This window comes from Parasphingorhabdus sp., assembly GCF_048269865.1.
GTDB lineage: Bacteria > Pseudomonadota > Alphaproteobacteria > Sphingomonadales > Sphingomonadaceae > Parasphingorhabdus.
Genome location: NZ_JBLWUA010000004.1, coordinates 155,385 through 171,893 on the forward strand (window position 1 = coordinate 155,385; position 16,509 = coordinate 171,893).

The following is a 16,509-nucleotide window of genomic DNA, read 5'->3' on the forward strand; positions in this document are numbered from 1 at the left end:
CGCCCGGATGCACCAGGACCGAACATTCGCTCTTCCACCCGTGAATCGAACCGCCTAATAGTCGGGAATGGCCGCTGACCTGATCATTCCACAAGACATCAAACCGCATGACGGGCGCTTTGTCGACAACCGGCATTATTTCGCGTGCCGCGTCTATTTCGAGGACACGGATTTTTCGGGCATCGTCTATCACGCGAATTATCTACGCTATATGGAGCGCGCACGTTCCGATATGCTGCGCCAACTCGATATGGACCAGCGAACGGCCTATGAGAGCGGCGACGGCGTCTATGCAGTGGTCGACCTGACGATGAAATATCTGTTACCGGCCAAGCTGGATGATGACCTCGTGGTGGTCAGCACGGTCGAGACCCTCCGCGCCGCCAGCGTGGTCATCGACCAGACGATCATCCGGGGCGCGGAGACGATTGTGTCAGCCTCTGTTCACGCAGCGTTTCTTACCCCTGCCGGCCGACCAAGGCGGCAACCCAAAGCGTGGACAAAGGCTTTCGCCAGCGTCATGAATCAGACTGATACGAAATGAAGGATATCAAATCTTGCTAGATCAACTTTCTGTCGGAGCGACCACTGGCAACTTCTCGCCGTTAATGCTGTTCATGGAAGCCGATATCGTCGTGAAGGCGGTGATGATCGGGCTGCTGCTGGCCAGCATCTGGACATGGACGATCATCGTGAGCTTTGGCATGAAGATCTCACAAATCTCCCGAAAATCCGATCGCTTTGAACGGGCTTTCGCCAAAACCGAAAATGTCGACCGGTTTTACGATGAATATGGCAAGTCCAGCCTGCCCAGCGCCCGTGTTCTGGCCGCCGGCGTCAAGGAGTGGCGCCGTTCAACGGCGAAAGGACCCGTGGACCGCGAAGGCACGCGCCAGCGTCTGGCCAGCGCAATGAACACGGCCGTCGCGGATCAAATCGACCGGATCGCCGACCGGCTCAATTTTCTTGCCACCGTAGGCAGCGTGGCCCCCTTTGTCGGCCTGTTCGGCACAGTCTGGGGAATCATGCGCAGCTTCTCGGCCATTGCCGCTGAGCAGAATAGTTCGCTGGCGGTGGTCGCGCCCGGCATTGCCGAAGCCCTGTTCGCGACGGCCATCGGCCTGTTCGCGGCGATCCCGGCGGTCATCGCCTATAACCGGTTTTCCCACCGGCTGAACAAGCTCGAAGCCCGCATGGTTCGCTTCGCTGACAGTTTCCACGCAACGCTGAGCCGCGAACTGGAGCTTGGAGACTGAGCATGGCGATGAATATGGGACCCGGAATCGGACGGCGCGGCGGCACTCGCGGACGCGCGCCAATGGCCGAGATCAACGTTACCCCGTTTGTCGACGTGATGCTGGTGTTGCTGATCATTTTCATGGTAACCGCCCCGTTGCTGGTGACGGGCGTGCCGGTCGACCTGCCGGAAAGCCGCGCCAACGCGCTGGAGCAAGAGCAGGAGCCGGTGCAGATTTCGATCGATTCTGAAGGCCGCGTTTTCATAGACGACGAGGAGCTGGGTCGCGGCGCCCTGGCAACGCGCCTGCGCGAAATCGCCGCGGACCAGAATCCAGACGATCCGCGCCAGATCATGCTGCGCGGCGACAAGACGCTCGACTATGGGCTGATCATGGGCGTGATGGGCGAACTCAATCGGGTTGGACTGAACCGGGTATCGCTGGTCACAACAGGTTCATCCGAGACTCCGTAATGATGGACAGCTGATATGGAGAAAGCTGAAAAAATTGGCTTGGCAATAGCAGCTGCGGGGCATGTGGCCCTGTTCGGCGTGCTCTCTCTCAGTATCCTCAACAACACCAGTGATGCGTTTCGCAACAAGCCGATCGAGGTGATGATTGCCGATGAAGTGGGGCTGGAAAGCGCGGCCCCCACGCCTGCCCTCGTGCCACCAGCAACCAGCGTTGCGCCAGAGCTGGGGGTGCCGGAAGAGAGCAGCTTCATCGAACCGGAGCCGCTTCCGGAGCCGCCGAAAGCCGAAGCGAAGCCGAAACCATCCGTGACCCCCAGCCCTGTCTCGCGCGAACCGCGCCGGCGACCGGACAAGCCGACCAGCGCCGCGCCGAAGGCAAAACCCAAGCCCAAGCCGCAGCCGAAACCGCGGGGTTCGCGATTGGGAGATGATTTCCTGAAAGGCGTGACCGACTCGCCTTCCGTCAGCCGCAACCAGAACATCACTGCGGAAAAAGCATCACCGGCAGCGGTGGCTTCACTGGAGCGCGAACTGTACCGGCTGGTGAAACAGAAATGGCGTCCGCCAACAGGGGCCGATGCGGAGCTGTTGCGTACGAAGGTCACCGCGCGCCTCGACAGCAGCGGCCGGATTATCGGCAAGCCCACAGCGACCACCACCGGCATTACGCCAAGCAACCGGTCCCAAGTCGAAATCCATCAGGAGCGGGCGATTGCCGCCGTCCAGCTGGCCGCCCCGTTCACAACATTTCCCGAAAAATTTTACGATGAGTGGAAGGTTATCGAACCTGTCCTCTATCTCGGTGTCTAGGAGACCAGCCATGCAATCTGCCGTACCTTTTCTTCGAACAGCCTTGCTCGGCGTCATCGCCAGTCTGGGGCTGACCGCAACCGCGCACGCACAGCTCACGGTCGATGTCGACAACAGCGCCGGTGAAGAACTCGTCATCGCGGTTCCCGGCCTGCCAACGCAGCAAAGCGTCGAAACCCCGGCTGGCAGTACCAGTGAACTGGGCGGCAAGATCAGCGATGTGATCGTCAGCGACCTTCGATCGAGTGGTTTGTTCAAGCCGGTCGGACGCAATCAGGTCCGCGGCATCAGCTATTCGGAAGTCACTGCGCCGCAATTCCCCTATTGGAGCAGCACCAGCGCCTCTGCCCTGATTCAGGGCTTCGTGCGGGCCAATAATGACGGCAAGCTGACCGTTGGCTGCTATCTTTACGATGTCGCGCTGGAAACCGAACTCACCCGTCAGGGCTTTGTTGTCGAACCAGCAGACTGGCGCAGGGCGGCCCATAAGTGCGCGGATACGATCTATTCGCGGCTGAGCGGCGAATCGCCCTTTTTCGACAGCCGGATCGCCTATATCGCCGAGACCGGCCCCAAGGGGAACCGGGTCAAGCGGCTGGCGATCATGGACAGCGACGGTGCCAACCACCGTTTCATCACCAACGGCCAGGCAACCGCCCTCACCCCGCGCTTCTCGCCCGATTACAAAAGCATCGTCTATCTGAGCTTTCTCGACGGCAATCCGCGCATCTATGTCTATGACATCGGTACCGGTCGCCAGCGGCTGATCACCCAGAGCACCAATCCGACCTTCGCGCCGCGCTGGTCGCCGGATGGCAAATGGATACTCTATTCCATGGCGATTGCCGGCAACACCGACATTTACAAGGTTTCGGCCGCGGGTGGCGGCAGACCGCAGCAACTGACCTTTTCTCCCGGCATCGATATCGGCGGCAGCTTCTCGCCAGATGGCAGCCGGATTGTATTCGAAAGCGACCGTTCGGGCAGCCAGCAACTTTATGTCATGAACGCTGACGGCGGCAATGAACGACGGATCAGCTTTGGCGGCGGCCGCTATGCCACTCCGGAATGGAGCCCGCGCGGTGACCTGATCGCCTTCACCAAAATCGCTGGCAATTTCCGCATCGGCGTGATGACCCCAAGCGGCGGTGGCGAGCGGCTACTGACCAACAGCTGGCAGGACGAAGCCCCCACCTGGGCACCAAATGGCCGGGTCATTCAGTTTTTCCGGACGACCCGGGGAAGCGGAAAAACCGGCATCTGGCAAGTCGACCTGACCGGACGCAATGAACGACAGTTACCGACCCCGGTAAACGGTTCCGATCCGGCATGGGGGCCGTTGCTGCCATAATTCGGCAGGCGACAAGCCAGCCAACAAAGGGTATGTAAAGCTGAAGGGCTGATTCAACTAGGAGCAAAATGATGATCAAATATGCGACACCCCTCCTGATTACCGCCACCATGGTTTTGGCCGGTTGTGCCAAAAAGCCACCTGAAGAGCTGCCGCCAGCACCTGTCGGCACTGCGCCAACGCCTGCACCGACGCCTCCCGCTGGCCCTGGCTATGCGCCCGGCTCGCAGGGAGATTTTCTCGCTAACACCATGTCTGACCGGGTCCTGTTCGATACCGATCGTTTCAACATTGACCCCCAGGATCAGGCTATCCTGCAGAGCCAGGCCCGGTGGCTGGCGCAAAATCCCAACGCCAGAATCACCATCGAAGGTCATACCGACGAACGCGGCACGCGCGACTATAACCTCGCGCTTGGCGAACGGCGCGCCAATGCGGCGAAAAACTATCTCGCCTCGCTCGGCGTCAGCCCGGCCCGGATGACCACCGTCAGCTACGGCAAGGAACGGCCGGAAGCGCTCGGTTCCAACGAAGCCGCCTGGGCGCAGAACCGCCGCGCCGTCAGCGTCGTGGTCCGCTAGAACCACCGACAACCGGACAAAAAAGGGCCGCTCCCCTCATCGGGTAGCGGCCCTTATTATTTGTCATTTGAAATCGATTATTTCTTGGTGCCGGTCATTGCCATTTCACCAAAAGCACCTGCTTTTACCGAACCGGCAAGCTGGCCATCGGTGATCGTGGCGTCGCCTTCCAGTTTCATTGGCATGGGAACGGTCATGTTCATTTCCCAGGTGATATGATTGCCATCAACCTTGCCATTTTCCACATCCATCGAGCCCATCGCACCGGCATTGGTGCCAGTGAACGTGTCACCATCGGTAACAATCGTAAATTCAGAAGTCTGGTCTCCCATCGGGGATTTGGTCACACAAGCATAAGTTCCATCAATAGACATTCCATTCTCCTTTTATGTCAACGCCCTGACCCGGCTCTTGTCAGCGATCAATCGCCACTGTCCGCCGAATCGTCTGAACTGCTATCACTATTAACAGCAGTGTCACTAGCTTCATAGCCGCGATATTCGATCGGCATATCGAGTGCATCAAGCTGCGGCTTGATCTTGTCGACATCGCCGACGATGACCCAAGTGAACTTGTCCGGGTCGATGGCATTGGCCATGGCTTCGTTGAGATCCTTTGTGGTCATCCCCCTGTAACGGGCCGCAACGGTCTCGGCATAGTTGGACGGTCTATCGAACATCACATCCCCCTGCATCTGTCCGAGGATGCGGGGCGTGCGCTCAAACTGGCCGGGCAACTGGCGGACATTGCCGTTTACCGTACGCTCCAGCTCGGCTGGCGTGACCCCTTTGTCTCCCAGAAAGTCGCGGACCTGCGCATCCATTGCAGCAACGGCAGGACCTGTCTGGTTGGTCTGGACCGGGGCCCGCATCGTGTACAGAACGCGGTCTTCGCCGCGCAGCAACGTGTTGCGGGTGCCATAGCTCCAGCCCTTGGTTTCGCGCAGATCCATATTGATCCGCGAGAGGAAATTACCGCCCAACACTTCGTTGGCTGCATCGAGGGTCAGCAGGTCATCCGAACCCTTGTAGGGCAGCACCTGTCCGGCGAGGATCATCGACTGGGGCGAATTGGGCCGATGGATAACAACGATCCGCCCTTTCCCTTCCGGGATAGGCGCATCAAAATTTTTCGCAGGCGCCGGCTCCCCTTCGCCTTTCCAGCGGCCAAAACGGACTTCCAGCTTGTCGACCAGATCCTGCTTGTCGATCTTGCCGGCGGCGAAAATGGTCGCCTTCGCCGGATGCATCCATCGATCATGAAAAGCGGCGAGATCGTCGCGGGTGATCGCCGATACGGTTTCCTTGGTGCCATTGCCTGACAACCCGCGGCCATAGGGATGTTCGGAACCGAACACCAAAGGCGGCAGCGTATTGCTGGCAATGCTCAGCGGATCGCTTTCCTCGCGATCAATGGCGGTCAGTTGCTGAACCCGGATACGTTCAATGTCATCTGGATTGAAAGCCGGATTTTTGACGATATCCGCCATCAGGTCGAGCGCGGCGTCGAGGTTGGGATTGACCGCGCTCAAATCCACATCGGTACGGTCGCGACCGCCGCCGATAGTGATATTGGCACCGAGCCGCTCCTGCTGTTCGGCAATTTCCACCGAGGTCAGGCTGGTCGTGCCTTCTTCCAGAATCGAAGTCACGAAATTCTGCAAGCCGAGCTTGTCGGGGGAATCCGCGCTGGTTCCGGCATTGAAGGACAGCGTTACCCGGGTCATCGGCACCGCGTCGCGACGGGCAAAATAGACTTTGATCCCGTTGGACAGAGTGGCGGTTTCGACGTCCGGAAAATCGACATTGGGAATATCACCGACCGGCGGCAGTTTCGACCGGTCGGGCGCGGTCACGATCCCCGGCTGCTCGTCCTGCATGTAAAAAGCGGGGGCGGTCAGCACGCCGGTTCGGGCACCCTTGCCAGCGCCGACTTCCTGATATTCCTCGCGTTCTCCAGGGACCACGCGGATGCCCAGCACGGGCCGCGTCAGCCATTTCTGCATGGCCGCCTTGACTTCTTCCGGCGTGGTCGAGGCCAGCCGGTTCAATTCCTTTTTGTAAAATTCCGGGTCATCGGAATAGAGCTTGCCCTGGGCGAGAGCGACCGCCTTGCCGCTGAAACCGCCGACCTGCTCAAGCCCGGCGATCCGCGCAGCCGCATCGCGCGTTGCGACCCGCTGCACTTCATCTTCGGTCGGGCCATTGGCGATGAAATCGGCGATGATCTCATCGAGCCGTTTGGCCACCGCATCCGCATCTTCACCGGGCTTCACATCCGCCTGGATATTGACCAGGCTGCCATGCACGAAAGGGATGACAAAGGCCGAGACCGCGACAGCATTTTTCTCGTCGCGCACCATGATATTGTCGAGCCGCGAACTGGCGAGCCCGCCGAGCACGGTCATTCCGACATCAAGCGCGGTATAGTCCGGATCGTTGAGGCCGGGGACCACCCAGTTACGGTAGATGCGGGTCGTGGCGACCTTGTCCTTCATCACCTCATAGATCGGTGCATCCAGCGTCGGCAAGGGCGGGTCCAACTTTTCGATCGGCTTGCCGGGCGGGATGGCGCCAAACCATTTGGTGACCTTTTCCCGAGCCGTCGCAAGGTCAATATCGCCTGCCAATACGAGAATCGAATTGTTCGGTCCGTAGTGATCGGTGAACCATTGTTTCATATCGTCCAGCGAAGCTGCTTCGAGATCCTCCAGCGAACCGATGGTATCGTGGCCATAGGGATGATCCGGCGGAAACAGCAACTCGGTCTGGCGATAGCCGACCAGACCATAGGGCTGGTTATCGCCCTGCCGCTTTTCATTCGAAACGACGCCGATCTGGTTGTCGAGCTTCTCCTGCGTTACCGCACCCAGCAGATAGCCCATCCGGTCGCTTTCGAGGAACAGGGCAACGTCGAGCGCAGAGGTCGGAACAGTCTGGAAATAGTTGGTCCGGTCGAGCCAGGTAGTGCCGTTCAGATCGGTTGCGCCAATCTGCCGCAGCGGCTCAAAGAAATCGCCCGGCGCATGCTCCGACCCGTTGAACATGATATGCTCGAACAGATGCGCGTAGCCGGTCTTGCCTTCTGGCTCATTGGCGGAGCCGACGCCATACCAGATCGATACCGCCACGACCGGAGCCTTGCGATCGGTGTGCACCAGCACCTTCAATCCGTTGTCGAGCGTGAATTCTTCATAAGGAATATCCACTGCCGCAACCAGCTCGCTGACCGGCGCCGGCTTGGCAGTCTGATGATCCTTGGCGAGCGCGGGCGCGCTAACCGTCAACGCGGTTGTGGTGAGCGCCAACAGCAGGGAGCGAGACAAATGGGACATCGAAACTTTCCTCTCAATCAGACACAGATCAAAAAATCATATAGCAGCAAACATGCCGGTAAACAGGGGTTGGGGGATTGTCGGCTTCGACGAACACCGCTTAGCCATCGACCAACGGCTATTTGGTTTTCCAGCCCCAGAACAGATGACAGGGCAGCACGTTCCACAAGGAGTAACCGCTATCGATACGGTCAAAATGCGGGGTCATATAGTCGCGCGCTTTCTTGACGAACTGATAGACCAGAAAGGCCCCGCCAGGCCGGATCACATCATAGGTCTCTTTGGCGATCTTGGGACCAAGCTGATCCGGCAAAGTCGAGAACGGCAGGCCGGACAGGACATAGTCGGCTTTCTCGTGTCCGAGTTCACGAATGATTTTCTGGACGTCGGCAGCGGAGCCATGGATCGGGTAGAAGCGACTGTCGCGGATTGACTTGCTGAGATAGTCAATAAAGTCTTCGTTGAGATCGATCACGATGAGGGCGGCTCCGGGCTTCAACCGTTCCAGCACCGGCTGGCAAAAGGTACCCACGCCGGGGCCATATTCGACAAACAGATCGCACTCATCCCACTTGACCGGTTCGAGCATTTTTTTGATCGTGGCATCCGAAGAAGGGATGATCGACCCGACCATCACCGGATGCTTCAGAAAACCTTTGAAGAAAACCCCCCACGGGCCAAGGCGTCGTTCGGCCCCCTTTTTGATACGGTCCAAAAATTTGCTTTTGGCGATACTGTTGGTCAAGTCATTCCTCCGAGTGGCGGGTGAAACTGTCTTACTAGGGCGTTACAGCGCTGGTGACAAATATAATAGCGGTTGCCCGGTGACAGCGAGCGGTTAAAAGCACGCCATGCTGCTTCATCCGAACGACTCTATCGCAGTCATATTCTGCGCACAGCGCACTGGCAGCGACGAGGAGGCCTATCAGTCGGCGGCAGCAGAAATGAGCGCTCTCGCCGCGCAGCAGCCCGGCTATCTCGGCCAGGATCATGCGCGATCCGCGGACGGTCTGGGTATCACCGTCAGCTACTGGCGCGATGACGCCTCCGCAAAGGCATGGCGCAATCACCCGGATCACGCCCTCATCCGCGAGCAGGGTCGGGGCAAATGGTATAGCGAGTACAGCCTTCATGTCGCGCGCGTCGAACGTGGCTATGACTGGCAGAAATAGCGTGGCATAGGAACGCCATGGCCGACTCTCCCGATTTTGATCCGCCGAAGCGGACGGCGGCATCCGTTGCCGATGCCAAGCCGATCGACAACACCCGGATGGCTGTGCTGTTCTCGGTCATGCTGGTCACCGCGTCCGGTAACACGGCGATGCAATCCATCCTTCCAACAGTCGGAACGCAGCTCCATATTCCCGATTTCTGGGTCAGCGCCGCGTTTAGCTGGTCGGCCCTGCTTTGGGTTTACACCGCGCCGAAATGGGCGCGCCAGTCCGATCATCGCGGCCGCAAGGCGCTTATGCGGCTCGGCATGGTCGGCTTTACCACATCCTTTGCCCTTGCCGGTCTCGCGCTGTTTTTTGGGCTGCTCGGTTGGTATAGTGCGCTGTGGACCTTCATCCTGTTTGCCCTGTTCCGCAGCCTGTATGGTGGACTAGGATCCGCCGCTCCGCCTGCCGTTCAGGCCTATGTCGCCGCCCGGACGGCGCGCGCCGACCGGACCAAGGCGCTTTCGCTCATTTCATCCTCCTTCGGACTCGGCACGATCGTTGGGCCTGCGGTCGCACCGTTGCTGATCATTCCGGTGCTGGGACTGTCCAGCCCGATGTTTGCGTTTGCTGCGATCGGCATATTGGTGATGGTCGCGCTGGCCCTGAAGCTGCCAAACGACAACCCCGGCTATCAGGCGCGCGGCGTGGTGACGTCGGAGCCCTATAGCTCAGCCCCATCGTCCAACAGCCTCAAGGAAGACGACGAGGATGGCGACGAAGAGGGAGAAAGCCTCCCGCCGCAGCTGCGTTGGGGGGACGAACGGGTAAAGCCCTGGCTGATCACCGGTATAATGGGCGGGAACGCGCACGCCGTTATCCTGGGCGTTATTGGCTTCGTGGTGCTCGACCGGCTGGGCCTTCGCGAAGACCCCGAGATGGGTATTCAAATGACCGGGATTGTATTGATGTCCGGCGCTGCAGCAACGTTGCTGGCGCAATGGGGCCTGATCCCGCTGCTGCAAATGGGTCCGCGCACCTCAATCCTGTGGGGCATGGTATTGGGCGCCTGCGGCTGTCTGCTGCTTGGCCTGTCGCACGACCTGCACGGTATCATCATCGGCTTTGCCGTCGCCTCGCTCGGCTTCGGCCTGTTCCGTCCGGGCTTTACCGCCGGCGCATCGCTGGCAGTAAAGCGATCCGAACAGAATGGCGTCGCCGGTATCGTCGCTTCGGTCAACGGTATGGCCTTTATCGCCTCCCCGGCGCTCGGCGTCCTGCTTTATACCTATGCCGGTCCGCTGCCCTTCTGGCTGGCGGTATCGGTCTGCGTCTTCCTGTTCTTCTGGGGGCAAAAAACCCTTAAACTCGATGAACGGATCGACGCCGACCGATAGCCGCCCTGGCCTAGTGCTTGCTGTCGCGAACCGGGGTCAACATGCCCGGAGACACGAAGCCGATGGGCTCGGCCCGCATCGCGTTCTGCTTCAGCTGCGATTCTATCTTGGAATATTCTTCCTCCATTTCCGGCGTCACGGAAGCCCGGCTGTCTTCCAGCGCTTTTTCAAAATGCTTCATCTGAACCGTTTCGACCAGCCCGCCATATTCGCGCAGCGCATAAAGCCCCGCCCGGCGAACCAGATCCTCCAGATCAGCACCAGTATAACGGTCGGCGCGATCGGCGACATCGTCGAGATCAACATCCTCCGCTAGCGGCATTTTCGCTGTCTGAATGGCCAGAATCCTGCGACGGCCGTCCTTGCCCGGAACCGGAACATAGATCAGCTCATCGAACCGGCCGGGGCGCAACAGGGCTGGGTCAACCAGACCGGGACGATTGGTCGCGCCAATCAGGATCACCGACTGCATTTCTTCCAGACCGTCCATCTCGGCGAGGATCGTGTTGACCACCCGCTCCGTCGCCTGCGGCTCACCCATGCCGCCGCCACGCGCCGGGACCAGACTGTCGATTTCATCGATAAACAGAATCGTTGGCGCGACTTGCCTTGCGCGGGCAAACAGGCGGGCAATTTGCTGCTCGCTCTCGCCATACCATTTGGACAGCAGGTCACTCGATTTGGTTGCGATGAAATTGGCTTCCGCTTCTCGCGCGACCGCCTTTGCCAGCAAGGTCTTGCCAGTGCCCGGCGGACCATAGAGCAGAAAGCCCTTGGCGGGGCGGATGCCCAGCCGGGCAAAGGCATCGGGGTTTTTCATCGGCAGTTCAATGCCCTCTTTCAACCGCATCTGCGCATCGTCAAGACCGCCGATATCTTCCCAACGCACATCGGGAGCCTGGACCATCACTTCGCGCATTGCCGATGGCTGGACCCGCTTCAGGGCTTCGACAAAGTCACGCCGATAGACGACGAGCTCTTCAAGCACCTCGGGCGGTACGGTTTCCGATTCCAGATCCAGCTTGGGCATGATCCGCCGCACGGCTTCGATCGCGGCTTCGCGGGTCAATGCCGCGAGATCAGCGCCGACAAAGCCATAGGTCGTGCGCGCAAGCTCTTTCAGATCAACAGATTTATCGATCGGCATACCCCTTGTATGGATACCCAAGATCTCACGCCGGCCGGCAACATCGGGGACCCCGACAATAATTTCCCGGTCAAAGCGACCGGGACGGCGCAGCGCTTCGTCGATCGCCTCCGGCCGGTTGGTCGCGGCAATGACCACGAGATTGACCCGCGATTCGAGCCCGTCCATCAGCGTCAGCAACTGCGCCACCAGACGCTTTTCCGCTTCGCCCTGGACCTGACCGCGCTTGGGCGCGATCGAGTCGATTTCGTCAATGAACAGGATCGAGGGTGCGGCCTTGGTCGCCGCTTCAAAAATCTCGCGCAGCTTCTTTTCCGACTCACCATAGGCCGATCCCATGATTTCCGGACCGTTGATCAGGAAAAATTCGGCATCGCTTTCATTGGCGACAGCACGGGCAAGCCGCGTCTTGCCGGTGCCTGGAGGCCCGTGCAACAGCACACCGCGTGGCGGATCAACGCCCAGCCGGGTGAACAGCTGGGGATAGCGAAGCGGCAATTCGACCATCTCACGAAGCTGATCGATCGTTTCATGTAATCCGCCGATATCGTCATAGGTGACGTCGGCACGGCGATGTTCAGCGGACTCTTCATATTCCGGTCGCAGTTCGACTTCGGTCTCTTCATCAATATGGACAATGCCCTTGGGCACGGTTGAAATGACGTTGAGCCGTATTTGCGTCAGGGAAAAGGCGGGTGCCGCGAGCATCTGGCGCAATTGCGGCGGCATATCGCTGCGATCCACCTGCTGCTGGCCGTGAGTCGCAACAAAATCTCCGGATTTCAGAGGTCTTCCCATGAAGCTGCGCTTCAGACCGCCGCCGTTGCCCTGCAACCGCAGATCTTTTTGAGCGGGGCCGAAGACGACTTTCTTGGCTGGTTTTGATTCGACCTTGCGAATCTCGACATAATCGCCTGCGCCGATACCGGCGTTGGCGCGCTGCAGACCATCAAGCCGGACGAAATCCAGTCCTTCATCTTCCGGATAGGGCAAGACGGCCCGCGCCGGGGTGGTCTGTTTGCCGATAATTTCGACGACGTCGCCTTCTATCAGTCCCAATTTGCCAAGATTTTCCCGCGAAAGCCGCGCTAGTCCGCGCCCGCTGTCTTCCGGTCTGGCATTGGCCACTTGCAATTTCAGTTGTTTGCTATCGTCTTGGGATTCGTCTTTTGTCGGTTCTGGATCGGACACGAGGGCCTATCTCCTCTATTTTCGTTATGCTTGTTTCCAACAAGATAGGTATCAAGAAGACGATATGCGACCCTGATTTTCAGATGCGAGACCCGTTAGCGGAATCTGGCAAAAAAAAAGGCCAGTTCCGAAGAACTGACCTGTAAAAGTTTTTAGGAGAGGATGCCTGAAAGGCTCATCCTAGATGCATCGGAACCGGTTATTGTGCAAGTGCGAAAAGAACATTAAAGGTTGCATATATTGCAACTTATCATTAATGGTAGTGACTGATTTCCGCCGTTTTAACGAAGTGGCTCCTATTTTTGCGTTGCACAAAGCTCATTTAACAACAATATTGACCATTCTATGCGCCGTCTTCCTCCCCTCCGTGCCCTAGAGGCTTTCATCCGTGTTGCCCGTCTTGGTTCGTCCAAAGCTGCCGCTGCAGAACTGGCGCTCTCGGCTCCTGCGCTGAGCCGCCGGATCAAATCGCTGGAAGACCATATCGGCAAGCCACTCTTTGAACGGCGCAACCAGTCAATGGTGCTGAACGGGGATGGACAGACGCTGCTCAAGGCGGTTGCACCGGCAATGGAAACGATCGGCGAGGCGGTGGATCGCATGACTGTCACGGGCGGTGACATGCGCCTGCGCCTGGGCGTGCTGCCGCTTTTTGGTGCCACTCGCCTGCTGCCGCGCCTGCCGGAACTGAAAAAATTATATCCCAAGCTTCACATTGACGTCGACACCTCCTCCCATGCGGAAAATATGCTCGGCGACGCCGTTGATGCAGCGATTATCATCAGCGACTATGTCGACCCCAATCTTTATTCGATCAAACTGGACAGTAACAAGGTTTACGCGATTGCGTCGGTGGAACTGACCCAGGGCCCGAACGCGGTCAGACATCCGGAAGATCTGAAAAATCACAATATTCTGATCCACAGCAATATGGGCCGGGCGTTTGACCAGTGGAAGGAAGCGGTCGGATTGCCCGATCTGAAACCGGCCGGAGTAGACCATCTCGACAGCGGTCCGCTGATGCTGGAAGCCGCCGCGCAGGGGCTAGGGATCGCCATCATGCATGGCGGCCATTTCTCCGATGCCAATGATTCGCGGCTGATCCGGCTATTCGACCATGAGGTCGACAGCCCCTACAGCTACTGGTTCGTCTGCCGCAAACGCGACATGAAAAACCGCGCGGTGCGGATTTTCCACGACTGGGTCGCAGACGCCGGGCTTTAACTACCGGTTTTAAGCCCTGAGATCGGGGTCGAGCGTGAGATCGTCGTCGAGCTGTACACCATAGCTGTTCAGCATCATCGAAACCTGGCTATATTGACCAACGGTCATCACCAGATCCATCCGCTGTTTTTCGGTCAAGTCCGCGAGCGCCGCCCAAGTGGCGTCGGCGACATGCCCGTCGCCGGTCAGATCATCGGTCGCCTGCAGCATCGCGCGCTCCAGCGGAGACCAGGCCGGCGCGCTTGGCCCGACCTTGATCTGCTCTATCTCTTCGTCGGTCAGCCCGCAGTCCTTGCCAATCTTGACATGCTGCGCCCATTCATAACCGGACTTCCAGTTGAAGCCGGTGCGCAGAATGACGATCTCGCGATCGCGCGGGCTCAGATCATTATGGTCGGACAGGATATAGCCGCCCCACCACATAAACGCCTTATAGGCTTTTGGTGCCTTGATCAGCGTCCGGAAGATATTGAGGATCTTGCCGGTCTTGAAACGCTCGCCCAGCATCGCGCGGCTCTTTTCGTCAAGGTCTGACTCGGCGAGCGGGGCGATTCTGGGTTTGTCGAGACGCATTTGAACGATCAGCCTACGGTTACGGACTTGATCGCGCCAGGCTTCGCTGGTGGTTCGCCTTTTGGCAGCGCATGCACCGCTTCCATGCCCGAGGTCACTTCACCCCAGACGGTGTACTGGCCGTCGAGGAAGCCGGCGTCATCGAGGCAGATGAAGAACTGGCTGTTGGCGCTGTTCGGGTCCATCGTGCGAGCCATCGAGCACGTGCCTTCTACATGCGGTTCCTTGGAGAATTCTTGGTCGAGGTCAGGCTTGTCGCTGCCGGACATGCCGGTGCCGGTCGGATCGCCACCCTGCGCCATGAAGCCAGCGATGACGCGGTGGAAGACAACGCCGTCATAAAAGCCTTCAGATGCCAGCTCTGTAATCCGGGCAACATGGTTGGGAGCGAGATCAGGCCGCAGCTTGATTTCTACGTCGCCGGTGTCGAGGTGGAGAGTCATTTTTTCATGGGCCATCAGGCAGGTTCCTTTTCGTTCGTTTGTTCTTGCTTGAGGCGCATATAGGCAAGCCATCCGGAAAAATCACCCTGCCTTGCGATAATTGTCACAAAAGATTGCAATTGCTGCGCCGCAGCGACTAGTAAGCAGCCGAACGCGCGCAACGAAGGAGCTTTGCGATGACCGACATCAACGACGCTCCAACCGCCACGATCGAACGCGAAGACGTGCTCGACGAGGACAACCGGCTGACCGACGAATTTGTCCGTTCGGTATCGGAAGCGGTCGAGGAAAATAACAGCGCGCTCGCTCAGGAACTGGTCAATCCGCTCCATAATGCTGACATCGCCGATCTGTTCGAGCTCGTCGATGAAGACGAGCGCGGGCCGTTAGCCGACGCGCTCGGTGATCTCGTCAGCGCCGACGTGCTCGCCGAAATGAACGAGCACGTTCGCGAAGACCTGATGGAGACGCTCGATGCCGGCCAGATTGCCGGCCTCACCGAACAGCTCGACACCGATGACGCGGTTGCGATCATCGAAGATCTTGAAAAAGGCGAGCAGCAGGCGGTTCTCGCCGAACTCGATGCCGAGGATCGCGCCGCGATCGAAAGCGCCCTCACCTATGAGGAAGAGACCGCTGGCCGCATCATGCAGCGCGAATTTGTCGCGGTGCCCGAACATATGATGGTCGGCGACCTGATCGACTATCTGCGCAAGAATGACGACCTGACCACCGAATTCTGGGAAATCTATGTCGTCGACCCGGCCTTCCGGCCGATCGGCACCTGCCAGCTCAGCTGGATCCTGCGGACCCCGCGCGACATCGCCATCGCCGACGTCATGAAGCGCGAGCAGACGCTTATTCCGGTCAATATGGATCAGGAAGAAGTCGCACTGCGCTTCCAGAAATATAATCTGATCTCGGCTGCGGTAATTAACGACGACGGCCGCCTGATCGGGATGATCACGGTCGATGACATTCTGCACATTGTCGAAGACGAGGCCAGCGAGGACGTGCTGCTGCTGTCCGGCGCCGGCGAAGGCGACATCAACGAGCCGATCCGCGCGTCCTACAAGGCCCGGGTGCGCTGGCTGATCACCAACCTGGCAACCGCGCTGGTCGCCAGCTTCGTCATCTCGATCTTCGGCGCTGCCATCGAACAGATGGTTGCCCTGGCCATCCTGATGCCGATCGTGGCGTCGATTGGCGGCAATGCGGGCACCCAGACCATGGCGGTCTCGGTACGCGCGCTGGCCATGAACGAACTGACCCGCTCCAACACCCGCCGGATTATCGGCCGGGAATTCCGGATCGCGCTGCTCAACGGCGGCACCATCGCGATATTGGTCGGTATCGGCACCGGGCTGGTATTTTCCAATCCGGTGCTTGGCGGCGTTATCGGCGTAGCGATGCTGATCAATATCGTAATCGCTGGATTTGCCGGCATATTCGTGCCGGTGATGCTCGACCGGCTCGATCAGGATCCGGCCCTCGCCTCTTCGGTCTTCGTTACGATGATCACGGATACCATGGGCTTCCTCGCCTTTCTGGGGCTTGCCGTCGGCAGCGGCATGGTCAGCCTCTAGAGAT

General features: G+C 58.9%; 16 protein-coding genes. 10 read left to right on the forward strand and 6 right to left on the reverse strand.

Annotated elements, in window-relative coordinates; all coding sequences use genetic code 11:
• Window positions 1-67: 67 nt before the first annotated feature.
• The 6 genes from ACN0WW_RS06885 (at window position 68) to pal (ending at window position 4,453) form a co-directional block, all read left to right on the forward strand.
• Complete coding sequence (locus tag ACN0WW_RS06885) at window positions 68-544, forward strand: YbgC/FadM family acyl-CoA thioesterase (protein ID WP_417610774.1); 477 nt, start codon at window positions 68-70, stop codon at window positions 542-544.
• A 64-nt stretch (window positions 545-608) separates the two neighbouring features.
• Window positions 609-1,256 (forward strand): protein TolQ, encoded by a 648-nt coding sequence (tolQ, locus tag ACN0WW_RS06890; protein ID WP_417611109.1) that lies wholly within the window; start codon window positions 609-611, stop codon window positions 1,254-1,256.
• A 2-nt stretch (window positions 1,257-1,258) separates the two neighbouring features.
• A complete protein-coding gene (gene tolR / locus ACN0WW_RS06895) occupies window positions 1,259-1,711 on the forward strand; it encodes a protein TolR (RefSeq protein WP_417610776.1) in 453 nt (150 codons plus the stop codon).
• A 15-nt stretch (window positions 1,712-1,726) separates the two neighbouring features.
• On the forward strand, window positions 1,727-2,521 hold the full coding sequence (locus ACN0WW_RS06900; RefSeq protein ID WP_417610778.1) for a cell envelope biogenesis protein TolA: 795 nt from the start codon (window positions 1,727-1,729) through the stop codon (window positions 2,519-2,521).
• A gap of 10 nt (window positions 2,522-2,531) precedes the next feature.
• Window positions 2,532-3,872, forward strand: a complete 1,341-nt coding sequence (gene tolB / locus ACN0WW_RS06905; RefSeq protein WP_417610780.1) for a Tol-Pal system beta propeller repeat protein TolB — start codon at window positions 2,532-2,534, stop codon at window positions 3,870-3,872.
• Window positions 3,873-3,946: 74 nt separating this feature from the next.
• Complete coding sequence (pal, locus tag ACN0WW_RS06910; protein WP_417611111.1) at window positions 3,947-4,453, forward strand: peptidoglycan-associated lipoprotein Pal; 507 nt, start codon at window positions 3,947-3,949, stop codon at window positions 4,451-4,453.
• Window positions 4,454-4,530: 77 nt separating this feature from the next.
• On the opposite strand, the gene ACN0WW_RS06915 is transcribed toward pal, so the two are convergent.
• From ACN0WW_RS06915 to ACN0WW_RS06925, 3 genes are all read right to left on the reverse strand, one after another.
• On the reverse strand, window positions 4,531-4,827 hold the full coding sequence (locus ACN0WW_RS06915) for a hypothetical protein (protein ID WP_335656740.1): 297 nt from the start codon (window positions 4,825-4,827) through the stop codon (window positions 4,531-4,533).
• A 47-nt stretch (window positions 4,828-4,874) separates the two neighbouring features.
• Window positions 4,875-7,787: a M16 family metallopeptidase gene (locus ACN0WW_RS06920; protein WP_417610782.1), complete on the reverse strand. Its 2,913-nt coding sequence runs from the start codon at window positions 7,785-7,787 to the stop codon at window positions 4,875-4,877.
• 118 nt (window positions 7,788-7,905) lie between these two features.
• Complete coding sequence (locus ACN0WW_RS06925) at window positions 7,906-8,532, reverse strand: class I SAM-dependent methyltransferase (RefSeq protein WP_417610784.1); 627 nt, start codon at window positions 8,530-8,532, stop codon at window positions 7,906-7,908.
• Window positions 8,533-8,638: 106 nt separating this feature from the next.
• On the opposite strand from ACN0WW_RS06925, the gene ACN0WW_RS06930 reads away from it, so the two are divergent.
• Both ACN0WW_RS06930 and ACN0WW_RS06935 read left to right on the forward strand, forming a co-directional pair.
• Window positions 8,639-8,959, forward strand: coding sequence for an antibiotic biosynthesis monooxygenase family protein (locus ACN0WW_RS06930; protein ID WP_417610786.1), 321 nt, complete (start codon window positions 8,639-8,641; stop codon window positions 8,957-8,959).
• Window positions 8,960-8,976: 17 nt separating this feature from the next.
• Window positions 8,977-10,341: an MFS transporter gene (locus ACN0WW_RS06935; protein WP_417610788.1), complete on the forward strand. Its 1,365-nt coding sequence runs from the start codon at window positions 8,977-8,979 to the stop codon at window positions 10,339-10,341.
• A gap of 10 nt (window positions 10,342-10,351) precedes the next feature.
• On the opposite strand, the gene ACN0WW_RS06940 is transcribed toward ACN0WW_RS06935, so the two are convergent.
• Complete coding sequence (locus tag ACN0WW_RS06940) at window positions 10,352-12,679, reverse strand: CDC48 family AAA ATPase (protein WP_417610790.1); 2,328 nt, start codon at window positions 12,677-12,679, stop codon at window positions 10,352-10,354.
• Between the two features lie 345 nt (window positions 12,680-13,024).
• Here ACN0WW_RS06940 and ACN0WW_RS06945 point away from each other — a divergent pair, with 345 nt between their 5' ends.
• On the forward strand, window positions 13,025-13,903 hold the full coding sequence (locus ACN0WW_RS06945; RefSeq protein WP_417610792.1) for a LysR substrate-binding domain-containing protein: 879 nt from the start codon (window positions 13,025-13,027) through the stop codon (window positions 13,901-13,903).
• Between the two features lie 9 nt (window positions 13,904-13,912).
• On the opposite strand, the gene ACN0WW_RS06950 is transcribed toward ACN0WW_RS06945, so the two are convergent.
• Window positions 13,913-14,476, reverse strand: a complete 564-nt coding sequence (locus ACN0WW_RS06950; RefSeq protein WP_417610794.1) for a carboxymuconolactone decarboxylase family protein — start codon at window positions 14,474-14,476, stop codon at window positions 13,913-13,915.
• An 8-nt stretch (window positions 14,477-14,484) separates the two neighbouring features.
• Window positions 14,485-14,934, reverse strand: coding sequence for a peptidylprolyl isomerase (locus tag ACN0WW_RS06955; protein ID WP_417610796.1), 450 nt, complete (start codon window positions 14,932-14,934; stop codon window positions 14,485-14,487).
• Between the two features lie 161 nt (window positions 14,935-15,095).
• Between ACN0WW_RS06955 and mgtE the strand changes: the two genes are divergently transcribed.
• A complete protein-coding gene (gene mgtE, locus ACN0WW_RS06960) occupies window positions 15,096-16,505 on the forward strand; it encodes a magnesium transporter (protein WP_417610798.1) in 1,410 nt (469 codons plus the stop codon).
• Window positions 16,506-16,509 lie beyond the last annotated feature (4 nt).

Coding starts and splice junctions, on each gene's coding strand:
- ACN0WW_RS06885 (WP_417610774.1), top strand. CDS start 68: ATGGCCGCTGACCTGATCATTCCACAAGACATCAAACCGCATGACGGG.
- tolQ (WP_417611109.1), top strand. CDS start 609: ATGCTGTTCATGGAAGCCGATATCGTCGTGAAGGCGGTGATGATCGGG.
- tolR (WP_417610776.1), top strand. CDS start 1,259: ATGGCGATGAATATGGGACCCGGAATCGGACGGCGCGGCGGCACTCGC.
- ACN0WW_RS06900 (WP_417610778.1), top strand. CDS start 1,727: ATGGAGAAAGCTGAAAAAATTGGCTTGGCAATAGCAGCTGCGGGGCAT.
- tolB (WP_417610780.1), top strand. CDS start 2,532: ATGCAATCTGCCGTACCTTTTCTTCGAACAGCCTTGCTCGGCGTCATC.
- ACN0WW_RS06915 (WP_335656740.1), bottom strand. CDS start 4,827: ATGTCTATTGATGGAACTTATGCTTGTGTGACCAAATCCCCGATGGGA.
- ACN0WW_RS06920 (WP_417610782.1), bottom strand. CDS start 7,787: ATGTCCCATTTGTCTCGCTCCCTGCTGTTGGCGCTCACCACAACCGCG.
- ACN0WW_RS06930 (WP_417610786.1), top strand. CDS start 8,639: ATGCTGCTTCATCCGAACGACTCTATCGCAGTCATATTCTGCGCACAG.
- ACN0WW_RS06935 (WP_417610788.1), top strand. CDS start 8,977: ATGGCCGACTCTCCCGATTTTGATCCGCCGAAGCGGACGGCGGCATCC.
- ACN0WW_RS06945 (WP_417610792.1), top strand. CDS start 13,025: ATGCGCCGTCTTCCTCCCCTCCGTGCCCTAGAGGCTTTCATCCGTGTT.
- ACN0WW_RS06950 (WP_417610794.1), bottom strand. CDS start 14,476: ATGCGTCTCGACAAACCCAGAATCGCCCCGCTCGCCGAGTCAGACCTT.
- ACN0WW_RS06955 (WP_417610796.1), bottom strand. CDS start 14,934: ATGGCCCATGAAAAAATGACTCTCCACCTCGACACCGGCGACGTAGAA.
- mgtE (WP_417610798.1), top strand. CDS start 15,096: ATGACCGACATCAACGACGCTCCAACCGCCACGATCGAACGCGAAGAC.